At 44.3% G+C, this 16,672-nt stretch carries 16 protein-coding genes and 1 pseudogene; 14 read left to right on the plus strand and 3 right to left on the minus strand.

Going from position 1 to position 16,672, the window contains the following annotated elements; all coding sequences use genetic code 11:
* The first annotated feature begins 7 nt into the window (after positions 1 to 7).
* The 3 genes from AR335_RS05720 to AR335_RS05730 are packed head-to-tail and all read left to right on the plus strand — an operon-like array spanning position 8 to position 2,211.
* Positions 8 to 967 (plus strand): ring-cleaving dioxygenase, encoded by a 960-nt coding sequence (locus AR335_RS05720; RefSeq protein ID WP_199805059.1) that lies wholly within the window; start codon positions 8 to 10, stop codon positions 965 to 967.
* Complete coding sequence (locus tag AR335_RS05725) at positions 964 to 1,578, plus strand: alpha/beta hydrolase (RefSeq protein WP_053357224.1); 615 nt, start codon at positions 964 to 966, stop codon at positions 1,576 to 1,578. Before AR335_RS05720 ends, AR335_RS05725 begins: the two co-directional genes overlap by 4 nt.
* Before the next feature lie 21 nt (positions 1,579 to 1,599).
* On the plus strand, positions 1,600 to 2,211 hold the full coding sequence (locus AR335_RS05730) for a flavin reductase family protein (protein WP_062232985.1): 612 nt from the start codon (positions 1,600 to 1,602) through the stop codon (positions 2,209 to 2,211).
* Between the two features lie 543 nt (positions 2,212 to 2,754).
* On the opposite strand, the gene AR335_RS23665 is transcribed toward AR335_RS05730, so the two are convergent.
* A complete protein-coding gene (locus AR335_RS23665; RefSeq protein WP_156418869.1) occupies positions 2,755 to 2,898 on the minus strand; it encodes a hypothetical protein in 144 nt (47 codons plus the stop codon).
* A gap of 146 nt (positions 2,899 to 3,044) precedes the next feature.
* Here AR335_RS23665 and AR335_RS05740 point away from each other — a divergent pair, with 146 nt between their 5' ends.
* The 8 genes and pseudogenes from AR335_RS05740 to AR335_RS25605 all read left to right on the plus strand — a co-directional run bounded on the left by AR335_RS05740 (position 3,045) and on the right by AR335_RS25605 (position 11,088).
* A complete protein-coding gene (locus tag AR335_RS05740; protein WP_062232991.1) occupies positions 3,045 to 3,584 on the plus strand; it encodes a GNAT family N-acetyltransferase in 540 nt (179 codons plus the stop codon).
* Positions 3,585 to 3,677: 93 nt separating this feature from the next.
* A complete protein-coding gene (locus AR335_RS05745; RefSeq protein ID WP_062232994.1) occupies positions 3,678 to 5,705 on the plus strand; it encodes a penicillin-binding transpeptidase domain-containing protein in 2,028 nt (675 codons plus the stop codon).
* Between the two features lie 83 nt (positions 5,706 to 5,788).
* On the plus strand, positions 5,789 to 6,544 hold the full coding sequence (locus AR335_RS05750) for a DUF4931 domain-containing protein (RefSeq protein WP_062233000.1): 756 nt from the start codon (positions 5,789 to 5,791) through the stop codon (positions 6,542 to 6,544).
* Positions 6,545 to 6,674: 130 nt separating this feature from the next.
* On the plus strand, positions 6,675 to 6,920 hold the full coding sequence (locus tag AR335_RS05755) for a hypothetical protein (RefSeq protein WP_062233003.1): 246 nt from the start codon (positions 6,675 to 6,677) through the stop codon (positions 6,918 to 6,920).
* A gap of 265 nt (positions 6,921 to 7,185) precedes the next feature.
* Positions 7,186 to 8,814 (plus strand): long-chain fatty acid--CoA ligase, encoded by a 1,629-nt coding sequence (locus tag AR335_RS05760; protein ID WP_199805085.1) that lies wholly within the window; start codon positions 7,186 to 7,188, stop codon positions 8,812 to 8,814.
* A 61-nt stretch (positions 8,815 to 8,875) separates the two neighbouring features.
* Positions 8,876 to 10,243, plus strand: a complete 1,368-nt coding sequence (locus AR335_RS05765; RefSeq protein ID WP_062236877.1) for a sigma-54 interaction domain-containing protein — start codon at positions 8,876 to 8,878, stop codon at positions 10,241 to 10,243.
* A 217-nt stretch (positions 10,244 to 10,460) separates the two neighbouring features.
* On the plus strand, positions 10,461 to 10,622 hold the full coding sequence (locus AR335_RS25600) for a hypothetical protein (RefSeq protein WP_425589897.1): 162 nt from the start codon (positions 10,461 to 10,463) through the stop codon (positions 10,620 to 10,622).
* Positions 10,623 to 10,666: 44 nt separating this feature from the next.
* A pseudogene (locus tag AR335_RS25605) lies at positions 10,667 to 11,088 on the plus strand (nuclease-related domain-containing protein).
* A 347-nt stretch (positions 11,089 to 11,435) separates the two neighbouring features.
* Here AR335_RS25605 and AR335_RS24840 read toward each other — a convergent pair.
* On the minus strand, positions 11,436 to 12,281 hold the full coding sequence (locus tag AR335_RS24840) for a hypothetical protein (RefSeq protein WP_231689216.1): 846 nt from the start codon (positions 12,279 to 12,281) through the stop codon (positions 11,436 to 11,438).
* A 185-nt stretch (positions 12,282 to 12,466) separates the two neighbouring features.
* Here AR335_RS24840 and AR335_RS05780 point away from each other — a divergent pair, with 185 nt between their 5' ends.
* The 3 genes from AR335_RS05780 to AR335_RS05790 all read left to right on the plus strand — a co-directional run bounded on the left by AR335_RS05780 (position 12,467) and on the right by AR335_RS05790 (position 15,211).
* Positions 12,467 to 13,321 (plus strand): hypothetical protein, encoded by an 855-nt coding sequence (locus tag AR335_RS05780; RefSeq protein ID WP_062233012.1) that lies wholly within the window; start codon positions 12,467 to 12,469, stop codon positions 13,319 to 13,321.
* A complete protein-coding gene (locus AR335_RS05785) occupies positions 13,318 to 14,334 on the plus strand; it encodes an ABC transporter permease (protein ID WP_062233014.1) in 1,017 nt (338 codons plus the stop codon). Before AR335_RS05780 ends, AR335_RS05785 begins: the two co-directional genes overlap by 4 nt.
* A 106-nt stretch (positions 14,335 to 14,440) precedes the next feature.
* Entirely contained in the window at positions 14,441 to 15,211 is a 771-nt protein-coding gene (locus AR335_RS05790; protein ID WP_082683375.1) for a hypothetical protein, read from the plus strand.
* 89 nt (positions 15,212 to 15,300) lie between these two features.
* Here the strand turns inward: AR335_RS05790 and AR335_RS05795 are convergent, their stop codons facing one another.
* Positions 15,301 to 16,632, minus strand: a complete 1,332-nt coding sequence (locus AR335_RS05795) for a murein hydrolase activator EnvC family protein (RefSeq protein ID WP_062233018.1) — start codon at positions 16,630 to 16,632, stop codon at positions 15,301 to 15,303.
* Positions 16,633 to 16,672: the final 40 nt, after the last annotated feature.

The following is a 16,672-nucleotide window of genomic DNA, read 5'->3' on the forward strand; positions in this document are numbered from 1 at the left end:
GGGAGATATGATTGTGGAAAAAAGGACAAGTGGAATTCACCACATTACAGCTATTGTTGGGAATCCACAGGAAAACGTTGATTTTTATGCTGGAGTGCTGGGGCTTCGCCTCGTAAAGAAAACCGTAAACTTTGATGACCCGGGTACGTACCATCTCTATTTTGGAGACGAGGAAGGCTCGCCAGGGACGATTATGACTTTCTTTCCTTGGCCTGGCGCGTATAGTGGAAGAACAGGAGCGGGACAGGTGGGTGTCACGGCGTTCGTGGTACCTGAAGGAGCATTAACCTTCTGGGAAGAGCGCCTAACTAAATTTAACGTAGCTTTTGAAAAAACAGAGCGCTTTGGCGAGCGGTATTTAGCCTTTGATGACCCCCACGGACTTCATCTTGAATTGGTAAGCCGCAGTGAAGGAAAAAACAGTACATGGTCATTTGGCGGGGTATCTGCCGAGGTTGCCATCAAAGGATTTGGCGGTGCGGTATTGTTGTCAGGTGCTCCTCAAAAAACGATGAGATTGCTGACTGATGTCATGGGCTTGGAAAAAGCAGGTGAAGACGATGATTTCATCAGGTTTAGAGCTGCATCCGATCTGGGAAATATCATTGACATTAAAACGTCAGCCGTTGGAAGAGGAACGATGGGTGCCGGTACAGTTCATCATATCGCATGGCGGGCTTCCGATAATGAGGACCATGAAAGCTGGAGATCACATGTTCAGCAGAGCGGTTTTGAAGTAACACCAGTTATTGACCGTCAATATTTTAATGCGATCTATTTCCGCGAATCAGGTGGTATTCTTTTTGAAATCGCGACTGATCCGCCTGGATTTGCACGTGACGAGCCGAAAGACATTATGGGTAAAAATCTTCTTCTTCCTCCGTGGCTTGAGCCAGAGCGGGAAAAGATTGAATCTGTGCTTATGCCGGCAGAAGTTCGGGTTTTAAAGGAGGATGAAGTAAAATGAGGCATTTATTTAACAAAGGAAGAAACGAAAAGGCACCAGTATTGCTTCTGCTCCATGGAACTGGTGGTACGGAAGAGGATTTATTGCCGCTCGCCTCAATGATCTCACCGGAATCTTCTATATTAAGTGTCAGAGGAAACGTCACTGAAAATGGAATGCCTCGCTTCTTTAGAAGATTGGCTGAAGGGGTCTTCGATGAAGAAGACTTGAAATTCCGCACGAAAGAGCTGCATGACTTTTTAGATCATGCGGCCGATGAATATGAGTTTGACCGGCAGAATATCGTAGCGGTCGGCTATTCGAATGGTGCGAATATCGCCGGAAGCCTTTTATTTCACTATAAAGGAGAATTGCGCGGCGCAATCCTTCATCATCCCATGGTGCCATTAAGAGGAATCACACTGCCAAATCTCGAGAATGCAGCGATATTTATCGGTGCCGGTAAAAATGACCCGATCTGCCCTCCACAGGAGACGGAAGAACTGGAAAGCCTCTTGCAAGGAGCAGGAGCGAATGTGGAAACGTACTGGGGAGATTACGGCCATCAGCTCACACAGCCTGAGGCAGAGGCTGCACGGGACTGGTTTCAAAAGTATTACTCTAAAAGCTAATCGCGAGAGAGGGGAATCTGCATGAAATCGATCGATCCAAAAAGTTTGTCCGCTAAAGAAAACTATAAGTTTCTTACAGGAAGTATCATTCCGAGGCCGGTCGCTTTTGTTACTACCACAACAAAAGATGGTATTTTGAATGCGGCGCCTTTCAGTTATTTTAATATAGTCAGTTCAACTCCTCCGCTCATTTCTGTTTCCGTTCAGAGAGCGGACGGCCAGCCGAAAGATACGGCAAGGAATGCAATGGAGGCTGGTGAATTTGTTGTTCATATCTCGGATGAAAGCTATGTAGAAGCCATCAATCAGACAGCCGCAAGCCTTCCGCCGGATGAGAGTGAGGTCGAACTGGCCGGACTTACACCCATTAAGAGCACTAAAGTAGCTGTTCCAGGCTTAAAAGAAGCAAGCATCCGCTTGGAGTGTGTCCTGGAGCAGTCCATTCCGCTTGGCGGAAGTGAAGAAAATCCGGCATGTGATCTGCTCATCGGGGAAATCGTCCACTATCATATCAGAGAAGATTTGTACGAAGAAGGCCGCATTGATGCTGCAGGATTAAAGCCTGTCAGCAGGCTAGCGGGCAATAATTACTCAAAACTTGGGGAGACTTTCACGCTTGAACGGCCAAAGTAAGATATCTTGAAATACTGAATAAAAGGGGCTGTCCTGAAAGTCGAAAATTGACCTTCAGGCAGCTCCTTTGACGTGAAAAATCTTCAATGGAAAGTTGATTGGAGTGCAAGGTGCGAGACTCCTNGGGGCTGTCCTGAAAGTCGAAAATTGACCTTCAGGCAGCTCCTTTGACGTGAAAAATCTTCAATGGAAAGTTGATTGGAGTGCAAGGTGCGAGACTCCTGCGGGACTAGCGTGACAGGTGAGACTCCCGCAGGCGCTTGCGCCAAAAAGTAGGCGTTCACGCCGGTAAGGCTCACCGCACGCCCCGCGGAAAGCGAGCAGCCTGGAGCGGAGATCACCAGCTACCAGACTTCTTGGACAGCCCCTTTATTTTAATTGAAAAGCTTATTCATGAATTCCATCCAGATACTCATCTCAAACTGATGCTTGAAAGAGACCCTCAAGTTTTTTTCATTTACCGTGAGGATGGAGGCAGCTGGCGAATGAATGAGGCTCTTCCATCCCATCCACTTCAGAGGGCTCCAACATTGTTAACCAAACTTATTTGAGAAAGATACAAAGTATCATAAGAACCGTAGGCACTCCATAGATCAGTGACTGCTGCATCGTCATTTCCTTATCAAACCGTTCTTTCCACGTTTTATAATTTGCACGTCTCTCTACATACCAGTTACCACTGTTCATCAGACGGACACCTCTTTACTTGGAATTTATTAGTTTGTGTTTTCCCGTTTTATTAGAAGGATTAACCTGTTCATCCCAAAAAGTCATACTTTTCATTGAGTGTATGGTAGCATGATAGAAAAGAGCAATCACGGGGAGGAAATGGAATGGACTCGGTTCAGACTCTCGTCACCGATCGGCTGATCCTGCGAATGTTTGATGAAGAAAAAGATGCTGAAAACTATGCACGGGTGCTTGGGCAGGATGAGGTAGGAAGGTATTTACCCAAACGGGGGGCTTATTCACCTGAAGAAGCGATGCGAATGATGGCTTTTTTTATTAAAGGCTGGGAGGACCGTGGATTTGGAACGTTTGCCGTTCAGATGAAAGATGGGGAACTGATCGGCCATTGCGGATTGAATTATGTAAAAGATTTGGATGAAGTCGAACTTTTATATGCTTTCAGCAGGGAAAGCTGGGGCCAAGGATTTGCAGCCGAGGCAGCGGCTGCCTGTGTAAAAGCTGTGTTTGAAAGACTGCATCTCAACCGATTAATTGGGCTTGCAATGCCTGCAAACCAAGGTTCAGGAATGGTTCTGAAAAAAGTTGGGATGGCCTGGGAAAAGGATATAAGCCTATGGAATATGGAGCTTCAGTATTTTAGCATGACAGCAGAAGATTATTGGCGTTCAAAAAAAGATTTATAAAACGAAAGCTGAAGTGAGGGGTTATTGCTTCGGTTATTTTTTTAATTGGATTAAAATAGAAACAGAAAGTGAAGTAGCCAGGAGGGAATATCATTGAAACATAGGTTAGGTATATTTTTCATAGCGCTGATGCTCATGGTGATCGCCGGCTGTTCGGACGGTCCTAAACCGGAGCCGAGATTAAAAGATTACATGAAAAACTGGCAGTCTATGAAGTTTGATAAGATGTACAGTATGCTGTCAGACAAGAGCAAAAAAGAGATTACAAAGGATGAGTTTGTGAAGAAATACTCAGCGATTTATGGCGGGATTAAAGCACAAGATGTTTCGATCAAACCTGTTATCCCGAAAGAAGAGCCTGAGCCGGACAAGAACGGAAACATCACATATACATACAACGTAAAAATGGATACGCTCGCTGGCCCTGTTCAGTACAAGAATAAAATAAAAATGAAAGAGCAGGAAAAGAAAAACAAGAAAGACTGGTACATTGATTGGGATTATTCACAGATCTTCCCGGGCATGGCAAAGGGAGATAAAGTGAGGGTTCAAACGAACAAAGCGAAGCGGGGAGAAATCCTTGACCGCAATGGAAATGGACTCGCTGTTAATGGAGTGGCTTCCCAGGTAGGGATTGTCCCTCAAAATCTACCAGCAAACAAAGACGCAAGCAAGGAACAGCTAGCAAAAGTGCTTGGTATTGATAAGAAGACCATCGATAACGCTCTGAATGCTTCATGGGTGCAGCCTGGATTCTTTGTACCGATTAAGACCATTGCTGAGGAAGACCCTCGTCTTAAAAAAGTCGCGAAAATCAAGGGAGTGAGCACTCAGTCCATCGAGACGAGAGTGTATCCGTATAAAGAAGCGGGATCCCATCTAACAGGATTTGTGCAGCCGATTAAAGCAGAAGAGCTTGAAAAATTAAAATCTGAAGGCTACGAATCTACCGATGTGATCGGAAGAAGAGGCCTTGAGAAATTTTATGAAAAGCAGCTCCGCGGGAAAAACGGCGGATTGATCAGGATCGTTGATTCTGGTGAAAACGAAAAACGAACGGTTGCCAAGAAAGAAGCGGTGGATGGAAAATCAGTAACACTGAACATTGATATGTATCTGCAAAGCGACCTCTACAATCAGATGAAAAAGGATGTCGGAACAGCTTCGGCCATCAATCCTGTAACAGGAGAGGTTCTTGCCCTTGTGAACAGCCCGGGTTTCGATCCGAATGATTTTGTACTGGGGATCTCGGGTTCACAATACCAGAAGCTTGAAAAAGATCCGAAGAAACCGATGTTAAACCGTTTTGCTTACACGTATGCCCCTGGATCCACGTTTAAGCCGATTACGGCATCCATCGGTCTGGAGACCAATAAGCTGAATCCAAACAAGGAAGTCGCCATCTCCGGGAAAAAGTGGCAGAAGAAAGGCTGGGATAAGAAATTTGTAACCCGGGTTTCTGCGGTGCCATCTGTTAATCTGGAGAAAGCCCTCATGTATTCCGATAACATTTACTTCGCCCAAACAGCGCTGGCCATCGGAAAAGAAGACATGGTGAAAGGCGCAGAAAAGTTTGGTTTTAATGAAGACATGCCGTTTGATCTGGATTTCGAAAATTCTTCACTGAAGAAGGAAGACATTGATTCAGAAGGTATGCTTGCTGATACCGGATATGGGCAGGGAAGAGTGGAAATGAACATCCTGCACCTCGGGCTTTCCTATACTCCTTTTATCAATAACGGGAATTTAATCGCACCGCAGTTGGTGAAAGCAGATAATCCGAAAGCTAAAGTGTGGAAGAAAAACGTCATTTCCCCGGAAACGGCTACAAGAATCAGAAGTGATCTGGTAAAAGTCGTTGGGGATAAGAGAGGAACAGGATACAAGCCGCCACTTAAAAATATCGTACTTGCCGGGAAGACAGGAACGGCAGAGCTGAAGTCCAAAATTGGCGAGAAAGGCCAGGAAAATGGTTATTTCGTTGCGTTTAACCAGGAACAGCCAAGCCTTCTCGTCTCTATGATGATTGAAAATGTACAGGACAAGGGTGGCAGCCATTATGTTGTTCCGAAAGTGAAAAATGCATTTAAAGAATACATGAAAGAAAAGCCTCTTCGTTAAGAAGAGGTTTTTCCTGCCTGAGAGTAGAAAGATAAATAGGATTGTTTTCCTGCTTTCATAACACTGAATAAAGGGTGATCTCCATGCAAACACATCTTCTTTTTAATATGAACATTGGCACACAGAAACCAGAGAGCATACGGAACACAGAAACAAAGTGCCCTTTTTGTGAAAGGGGAAGCCTGACAGGCATTATCGAAGAAAAAGGAGACATCATCTGGCTCAAGAATAAATATCCGGTGCTTGCCAACGCGTTCCAGACGGTTCTGATTGAAACAAAAGAGTGTTACTCCGAGCTGTCTCAGTATTCAAAAGAACATCTATATGAACTCTTTGAATTTGGCCTTTCTGCATGGGAAAAGACCATACAAAGCGGAGAATACCGATCCGTTATCTTCTTTAAGAACCATGGACCGTATTCTGGCGGCACACTCCGCCACCCGCATATGCAAATTATAGGATTTAAAGAAGCAGATTATCATCAGAATATCCATCCGTCACAGTTTGAAGGAATCATCATTGAAAAACAGCCTGGCATCGAATTCAACATTTCAACAAAGCCGAAAATGGGATTCTATGAACTGAACATTCTGCTTGAAGACCGGAGCAAAGTAAAAGAGCTCGCTGATTACATTCAGCTCTCCACCCATTTCTTGCTGAACGGGTTCAGTAAAACCTGCAACAGCTATAATCTCTTCTTTTACCAGTGGGAAGAAAAAATAATTGCCAAAGTCGTTCCGCGATTCGCCGCCTCCCCGTTGTATGTCGGGTATTCCTTTCCGCAGGTGGCAAGCAATATAGACGCTGTTGCTGAAAAGATCAAACAAATGTATCTATAGTTTAAAAAAGAAATTCAAGCGCTTCGTTTCTTCGAGCGCTTTTTTTGTTAGGCCGTTAAATGAAACATTTCTTGCAAGCATACGACTAAGTCAATAGAACAACCTAAAAATAAAGAGAGGAGGATTCCATTTGAAAGTTTTTTTGTCCATCATGATGTCCATTCTGCTGGGTGGCGGAGCTGTTCACCCGGTTCTTGAGAGCCGGGCCGAAACGAAACCCATGAGACCAAAGGAAAGTTTGCAATGGGGACCCATGCAGAAAAACGGCTTGCTGCCGCTTCCTGACAAAAAATCCAAAGCGAGATGGATGAAACCTAAACCTGTTCCTGTCAAGCCTATACCCATTCCAAAGCCGATGCCGTATTTGAAAAAATAAAGAAAAAACCAAAGGGCAACTTTATGCTTTTTGGTTTTTTATTTTCCAAATTGCATAGAAGTAATGTCCAGCTCCAGCGCTTGTCGGACTTTAACAGGGCGCTTGCGCCTTTCTAGTAGGAAAATAATCCCATTACAACCATTTCCCCAAAAGAAACAAGGGATTTTTGCATGAATGGGGAAGTAGTAAACTAGGTACAAAAGAGGATTGAAGCAGCAGATTCAACAGGATAAAATCTTTATTTATCTAAGGGAGGAATTTGATGATGATGAACGTGCCATTAAGAGTAACAGCCATGATGGAGCATGCAGAAGCATTTTTTCCAAAAAAGACAGTAATCAGCCGGACCGCATCCGGCATCAGAAAGTTTACGTACCGTGAGATCGCCAACCGGACAAGAAGACTGAGCAGTGCGCTCAAAAAGATTGGCGTTCAAAAGGGAGATAAGGTAGGGACGCTTGCCTGGAACCATCACCGCCATTTGGAAGCTTACTTTGCTATACCCGGTGCAGAGGCCGTTCTTCATACGATCAATATTCGCTTGTCTCCCGCTCATATCGCGTATATCATCAATCATGCTGATGATAAGGTTCTTCTTATTGATCAGGACATCCTGCCGCTGATTGAAAAATTAAAAGATGAGATCACAGGGGTTAAGGCATTTGTCTTGATGACCGATGAACCTGAACTGCCGGATTCAACGCTTGAACCGCTGTATCATTATGAAAAAATCCTGGAAGAAGGAGATCCTTCTTTCATCTTTAATCCGGATATCGATGAAAATGAACCTGCGGGCATGTGTTATACGTCAGCCACGACTGGTAATCCAAAGGGTGTCGTCTATACGCACCGCGGAATCGTGCTCCACAGCATGGCGCTCGGCCTGGCAGATGGAGGCAGTGTATCTGAGTCGGATATCTGCATGCCTGTTGTTCCGATGTTTCATGTGAATGCCTGGGGCCTTCCGTTTGCCGCCGTTTGGTTCGGAACGACACAGGTGCTTCCTGGGCCGCAGTTTACACCGAAGCTGCTTGCGGAACTGATCGAACGGGAGAAAGTTACGATCACTGCTGGAGTTCCTACCATCTGGCTTGGCCTATTGAAAGAGCTGGAGGAAGGAAACTATGATACAGGAAGCCTGCGTTATATTTTATGCGGTGGTTCAGCGGCTCCTAAAGGAATGATCAAAGCCTTTGAGACGAGGCACAACATCCCGTTTGCTCATGCATACGGCATGACAGAAACGAGCCCGCTTGTTATTTTTTCAAGGATTAAAAGCTATCAGGAAGACTTGGATTATGAAGAAAAGCTGAACATTCGGGCCAAGCAGGGCTACCTCGTTCCCGGTGTGGAAATGAAGGTAAAAGGTGCAGCCGGTGACGTGAAATGGGATGGAAACGAGATGGGCGAGCTGCTTTTAAGGGGCAACTGGATCGCCGATGAATATTACGGTGATGAAAACAGTACGGCGTTTGAAGACGGATGGCTTCATACAGGTGACGTAGTGACAGTCGATGAGGAAGGAACAGTAAAAATCGTCGACCGTACGAAAGATCTAATAAAGAGCGGTGGTGAATGGATCTCTTCTGTTGATCTTGAAAACGCTCTCATCGCTCATGATGATATATACGAAGCCGCTGTGGTTGCTATACCTGATCCGCAATGGCAGGAAAGACCGGTTGCCTGTGTCGTATTAAAGGACGGAGCAAAAGGCAAAGTGACAAAGGAAGACATCAAAGAATACCTAAAACCACAATTTGCAAAATGGTGGATCCCTGACGATGTGCTGTTTATCGAAGAAATACCAAAAACGTCTGTCGGCAAATTTCTAAAAAGAGCGTTGAGGGACCAGGTGAAAGACCATTATGCCGGGGCTCAAACATTGGAAAAGTAAAGGGGAGAGCAGCCTTGCTTCAAAGAGGGCGGCTTCTTTCATAAATACTGAGGTGGCAAGATTGTTAATTACAGAAAACCAATTTAAGGATGAACTCCTCGAGACCATCCTTGATAATGCGTTCCATTGTGTCGTTGTCGTGGATGCGAATGGAGTCATCACGTATATCAATAAAGCTTATTGTGATTTTATAAAAGTAAATCAAACTGAATCGATCGGGAAGCATGTCACCGATGTAATAGAAAATACACGGATGCATATCGTTGCCAAAACCGGAAAAGAAGAGATAGCCGATCTTCAGTATATCGAGGGAAATTACATGATCGCAGACCGCATTCCGATCTTCCGGAACGGAGAGTCTGTGGGGGCAGTTGGAACGGTCACCTATCGTGATACCGAAGAATGGCGTACGATGAATTCCCACATTAAAAATCTCTTAACGGAGCTGGAATATTATCGAAATGTGCAGGAGGAGAATACCGGAGCCAAGTATTCTCTGCATGATATTGTGGGGAAATCCACTCAGATCTTGGTTATGAAAGACCGAATCAAAAAGGTCGCGACCAGCGAGGTTGCCGTGCTCATACGCGGGGAGAGCGGGACCGGAAAGGAACTTTTCGCCCACAGCATCCACCAGCTCAGCGAGAGAAGCAATAAGCCGTTCATCAAAGTCAACTGCGGGGCCATTCCTGAGCAGCTGCTCGAATCCGAATTGTTTGGGTACGAGGAAGGAGCTTTTACCGGAGCAAAAAAGGGCGGAAAGCTGGGAAAGTTCCAGCTGGCAGACGGGGGAACGCTTTTACTTGATGAGATCGGGGATATGCCGATGCACATGCAGGTCAAGCTGCTTCGTGTTCTTCAGGAAAAAGAAGTAGAATCAGTTGGCAGTGTCAAACCGGTAAAAGTCGATGTCCGTGTTCTCGCTGCGACAAATAAGCCCTTAGAGAAGATGGTAGAAGAGCAGCGGTTTCGTGAAGATCTGTTTTACCGGATCAACGTCATCCAGATCAATATTCCTTCGCTGCGCGAGCGGCCGGAAGACATCGAGCAGCTGTCACAGCATTTTCTCCAAAAAATCAATAAGCGGACAGGCAGAAGAATTCTCGGGATGCATGAGGACGTCACCCGCCGTTTCGCCAAGCATAACTGGCCGGGAAATGCCCGAGAACTTGAAAACGTAATGGAAGCAGCCGTTCACATGTGCCAGGGAGAGTGGATCACACAGGACGCACTTCCCGATTATTTAAAAGAAGATACGGTCATGGCACTGGGAGCGAAAAGCCTGAAGGAAATACTAGAGGATACTGAAAAAAGAGTGCTGCAAGCGGCATTACGAGAGCATCATGGCGACAAACTCCAGGCCGCGAAAAGCCTCAGAATCGGGAAAACCAGTTTGTATGACAAGCTGAAGAAATATGGGGTGGAGTAGAGAAGGTTTTGAGTAGCTCTTGGGTTACTGTGGGGTTGTGATCTAGTTGACATAATCTGATATTGGCGGGTATTTTATGATTTTGGCAGGTAAAGGGAGCATTTCAGCGGGTAAATCACCCATTTTGGCGGGTAATCTGAATTTCAATTTCTGCCGAGGGAGATTTAGCTCGCTAAATCCCCCGCCGTTTATAATTTTTATAAAGGAGGTGACATTTTTGATCATTAAAGAACGGAAAATGCCGCTTATTATTCGAAAATTAAACGCTTTACTTAGACGGCTTCCGCAGCATCATCCTCAGAGAAAGGATATTGAGGCGAGTTTTGCTAAATATATGGCCGGTTATAGAGGAGAGGAGTCTATTTTGATTACGTATTAGGTTTTCTGCCGGAGAAGGAATACTACATTCTTCATGATGTTAGGCTGTCAGACGGAGTTCGTTATTTTCAAATTGACACTCTTATTGTCTCATCGAAATTCATTTGTTATTAGAGATAAAAAACATCACTGGAACTCTTGTTTTTGACCAAACGTTTAATCAATTAATACGAATCACCGACGAAAAAGAGGAGGCGTTCCCTGATCCTATCCTGCAAGTACAGAGACATGAACAGCAGTTCAGAGCCTGGCTACATCAACATCACTTTCACCAAATCCCCATCGAAAGCCTCGTTATCATCAGCAGTCCCTACACCTCAATTAAAAATTCTAGAGATAATCAAGCAGAACACCTTGAGATGGTCATTCACAGTGGTAAATTGTCCAAAAAAGTAAATGATTTTGAAAGGTTATATCATAGTCCGATCCTAACAGACAAATTGATAAAAAAGCTGCTCGACAAATGAGTAAAAAGCACACGCCTTTAAGCATTGATTTACTACAGCGGTTTGATATTAAAACTGATGAACTGTTAACAGGGGTCCACTGCCCCGACTGTGGTTATTTACCGATGAAAAGAATGCAGGCAAAGTGGATATGCCCGAAATGCCTGAAAACATCAAAAGATGCTCACCTTATGGCATTGGTTGACTATGAATTACTCCTGGGCAGTACCATTAATAACTGCCAATTTAGACAATTCCTCCTGATCTCTTCCTCTTCAATAGCACACAAGATGTTATGTTCCATGAATCTTCCAGTGTCAGGAACGTTTAAAGATAAAATTTATTTTTTACATCCATCTGAATAACCCCTATTCCCCCCACTCAACCTCACTAATTTTCCAGGAAGACCATGGAGATAACCGTGCCACAGTGATATACAAGTGTACTTTTTCTGCCCCAACATTCTTCCGAAAGATCACAGTTTTAACGGGAATAATGGTCTTGACGGCCAGATGCTTGCGTGATTCCTTCCCGCGAATATCGTAATGGATGGCTGATATGCTGCGCGCTGACTTCAGCAGTTCTTTTCGCACTTTACCTTTCTCAGGCAAGACAGGCTTCATCAAATCTGGATCGTTTTCTTTTAGCGACAATAGGTACATTTCTGCCACTTGATGGGGGTTCGCATGATGGGCATAATCATCAAGCTTGCCGCCTGCTTTTAAGATCATCATTTTATGAGAGGGGTCAGCGTTCCGCGTCTTGTGGGTGGTGCTGCCGGCAAAGTGAATGCAGAAATGCCCGGGGAATCCATTTTGCAGGGCACCGTGTCCATGGGGCATCCCATGCATGGAGGCAGCAAGCATTTTACCTTTTACGGGAATCAAAATCGCTCTTCTTCGCCAGCTCCATTTTCCGTTATAAAGATGCTTTAAGACGGCTGTATCCTTGTAGGTTAAGGGCTGGACGTCCGCATGTTTGTTTCCTGCCCGGCGTTGGACAGAAAAGTAAAAACCGGTCTCCAGGTCAATGACCTTGAATTTTTTTCCTTTTGGAAGGAGCTTGTCTACTTTTGACCATCGGACAATTTTTCCTTTTTCGGGTACCGGATAAACAGTGAACGGAAACTCACCGGCTGCTCCCGAATGGATGGGCAATATCATCATAAAAATCATAAAAGCAAGCAAGGCTATGCTGTATTTTTTTCTTAACATACTATTCTCTCCTTGAAATTATCATCTTCTTTAATATGTCAAGAAATGTTAAAAATAAACGAGATCTAAGCGAATAAAATTTAATTTTTTAAGGGATGACCGACGAAATATGCTTATTTATGTTAAAATTGTAACAATTATGAAATATTAAACGTCTATTTAGTAAAGGAAAAAGGAGGGATAGAATGGCGATTGTAAGAAAAATGCTGATTCAATTTGTGCTGACGGTCGTTTCCATCATCTTAATCAGTGGATTGCCGGTTCTATTCTTAACAAAGAGCCTGCCTTTATATTGGGGAAAAGTAAAAGAAGTGGGTACGTCTTTGCTTCATCCAGGACATTTGGAATACATACGATACAAACATTCACGGTCATTATTCCCGGATTTTGTGGATCCTTATTTTTATTCATTAACCATACTGCTTACTTCGTTTATTCTGGCATTTTTTCTTGCTCAGCTTCTGACATGGCTGACGATGATATTGCCCGAACAGATCAGAGCTGCTATTAAAAACCTGCTGACATTACTAGAGTCTCTTCCTGATTTGCTTGTATTTGCCCTCGTTCAGATATTTATCGTGTTCTTCTATAAGCAGACGAATATTCTTTTATCAGATGTTGCTTCTGTCGGGGAACAGCGGATTTATGTCATTCCCATCATGTGTCTGACCATTTTGCCGCTTATTTATTTTTATAAGATGATGGTGCTGCTGTCAGAGGAAGAAAGCAGGAAACCCTATTTTGAATTCAGCCGGGCAAAAGGGCTAAGGAAAATCTATGTCTTATTGTTTCATGTGACGAGAAATACTCACGAAACGCTTTTTCATTTTTCCAAAACGGTTCTTTGGTTTATGATCTCAAATCTGCTGCTTGTGGAATGGATCTTTAATATCAATGGGATCACGTATTACCTCTATTCGGATTTCAGGCCGGAGATCATGGCAGTAGTCTTAACTTTTCTTGCATTCCCGTTTTTTGTTTTTTTCGCATTCCTTGAATTCTTTTTGTCGATCCGTATACGGCAGGAGGTGGGGGCATGATCAGAAGCGTAAAGTTTTGGATCGGCTGTTTTGTACTGGCTGTCCTTGTCGGTTCAAGCCTTGTCCATCAGTTTGTCTTTGACAGCAATATTAAAAAAGTAGTTGTATTGTACAACGAAAAAGGCGAAGCAGTTAAAGCTGCACCGCTGCCAGCATCCCTTGAAATGCCTTTTGGAACGGACAGGCAGGGTTATGACATGTTCGCAAAAGTAGTGCAGGGTGCCAAATACACGATTCCCTTTGCCATATTAATCGCCTTCCTACGCGTGGTGATCGCCTTTTTTATCGCCATTCCGTATGCTTTTTATTTTCCGCTCTGGGCAAGAAAAGGTCTGGAGAAACTGTTAAGCTCCTTTTATTACGTCCCTTTGACCATCCTTGCTATTTTTTTGCTGCAGCCTGTGCTGACGGAGCAGCTTTCTGGAGACAAAGAATACTTCACCTATAGTTTTTTTATGAGAATTTTCCTTGAGGTCAGCATTCTTACGCTTCTCGTCGTGCCCCTGGTCAGTGTGATGATCGGCAATATGATAACCGCTCAGCTGAAAGAAGAATTTATCCAAAGTTCACAGGTGCTTGGAGCAGGAAAGCTGAGAATCTTCATGAAGCATGTTGTACCTCACCTGCTGCCAAAATTATTCATTGTCGTTACACAGCAATGCGTTTCAGCACTGATTATTTTTGCGCATTTAGGTTACTTTCAGCTGTTTTTCGGCGGAACGGATGTCTGTTATGCGCCGTTCTGTGATATCCCTCCGCAATCCATATCCAATGAATGGTCAGGTCTGATCGGTGAGTATTATCAGAACATATTCGCTCATCCACTGATCGCACTTGGCCCTGTTATCATGTTCGGAATTGCGATTTATTCCTTTAATCTCGTGACGGAAGGATTAAAGACGCACTTTGAATCAGGAAGGCAGAGGGAAAAAGCAGACAGAGAGGAAGAGAAAGAGGACAAAATCGTGACCGGATCTACAAACTTTAAATTTATTAATCAAGAAGGGGCATAGCGCCTCTTTTTTGTTTTTCGGGCTTATCGCACTGGGCCAAGTAATCACCTTTCTCCATGTGTCCCCATATCTTGTATATTATCCTGTGTGAACAGGGGGGCTAAAGTTGATCTATGTAAAAGGAACGCAATTGAATTCAATAGAAGAAATACCGGGGGCAGGACAATTTTCAGAGGCCCAGCGGGGAACTGCCCTCAAACTGCTGAACAGCAGAGAGTCCTTTTTTTATGATAATCCCCGCCAGCTCCAGTTTGAGATTACCTATCGCGCCAACATTGTATCATCAGCTTATGCACTAAAAGACAGTGGAGCAAGGTTTGCGACGTTCACAACAGCGAAAGCTAACCGGAATTTCTGGATTTTAACAGCGTATGGCGGTTTTCTCATCAGACCGGATGTCACGCCGGCGGATGCCATTACCGATATCTTCGTCCAGGGGCGAAAATACGGATTCGAGTGTACGACTGCCATGATGATTATACTCTATAAGGCGATGTTGGAAACGATCGGGCCATCGACGTTTAACCAGCTGTTCAGAGGTCTTTTGTTATGGAGCACAGAGCATGATGAGGATCTTCAGCTAACGGCAGTCCATCAGGGAGATTCGCTGCCGGGAGATATCCGCTATATCCAAAATCCTGAGTTTCATCCGGCAACACCGCAGTGGCAGGGTGAGAATCTCGTTGATTTAGGAAATGGGCTGTTTTTTGGCCACGGTATAGGAGCAGGGATGCTAGGTGAGTTTATTAACGTACTCAATGAGAGAAGAAGGCCCGGAGCGACGACATCTGCTTTTCTCACAAGACAGATCATCCGGCCGAACTTCAGAAGGATGGCAGAATATACAGGTCATCCCCTGCGCCGTTTACTCGTGTAAAAAGTCCGCCCGGCAGCAAAAACCGGGCGGGCTTTTCCATACATAAAAAAGAACTGGCAGAATTTTTTCAGCCAGTTCTTTTTTATCGTTTATTGAATGTAAGGAAGCGGGTTAACCGCATTGGTTTTGTTTACGTTCCACGGGCCTTTGTGAAGCTCAAAGTGAAGATGCTGGCCAGTAGAATGTCCAGTACTGCCCATATGTCCAAGAGTTTGGCCTTGGGATACGGTTTGTCCTGTGCTCACTGCACGGTCTCTCATATGTGCGTAAACCGTTGTATAAAGCTGTCCATCGATGTAATGTGACAGGAATACCACGTTACCATACGTAGAAGACGTATATGAGCGTGCTACTGTTCCGGATGCAGAAGCATGAATCGGAACATAGCCAGCCTTGGCAATATCAATCCCGGCATGGAACTTGTTCCATCTTGAACCGAGCTGAGAAGTTACATAGCCCGCTGACGGGAAGATGAAAGATCTTGCCGCACTCGGTGCTTCATAAGAAGGCTCAGGTGCTGGAGCAGGAGCAGGTGCTGGCGCCGGTGAAGAATGGCGGGAAGGCTGCTTCGCTTTTTCCCTTGCTGCACGTTCAGCTGCTTCTTTTTGCTGTGCTGCACGTTTTGCAGCGGCGGCTTTTTCTGCTGCTTCACGGCGGGCACGTTCAGCTGCTTCTTTTTTTGCTCTGGCAATCTCTGCTTTAATCGCTTTCTCTTGATCGGCAAGAAGTGCGTCTTTTTCTACCAGCTTGCCAATGTCATCATGAAGATGCTGTTCTTCACTTCTGAGGCTCTTCATGATTTTGTTTTTCTTGGCTTTATTGTCTTTTAATTGGCTGTTAAGAGAATTCAAATCTGATAGTTTGCTGTTTAAAGAGGCAAGCTGAGACTCAACCTGCTGCTTCTTTTTTTCGACATCTTCTTTGTCGCGTTTATGTTCTTCAAGAATTGTCTTATCTTGTTCGGCAATGATATTCAGGCTGATCATGCGGTCAAGAAAATCACCGAATCCTTGGGAACCGAGAAGAACGTCAAGGTATTTTACGGCACCGCCATTTTCATACATGTTACGGACACGGTTTTTTAATAGGGCGTCGCGTTCTTCGATTCGTTTTTCCAGGACAGCAATTTCATTTTTAAGCTGCGCAATGTTTGCTTTTGTTTCAGCGATTTCATTTTTCTTTGTCTGAATATCGCCAGTTGTTTTTTTCAAAGAAGCTTCAAGCTTGTCCAGCTCTTTAAGAAGCTGGTCCTGTTCACCCTGAACCTCTTTGACTTGTTTGCTTTTCTTTGATTTTTCAATGTGGTTTTCAGCTTGCTTTTGTTGAATGTCTTTTAATGTTTCAGCGGATGCTGTTGTATATGTAAATCCGGATAGCCCAATGGTTAATGATAAAGTAGCTGTTAAAATCTTACTTCCCAACTATAAGTCCCCCTTAATATGCAAATGTTACCAATCTATA

The organism is Fictibacillus sp. FJAT-27399 (assembly GCF_001510655.1).
GTDB classification, from domain to species: domain Bacteria; phylum Bacillota; class Bacilli; order Bacillales; family Fictibacillaceae; genus Fictibacillus_C; species Fictibacillus_C marinisediminis.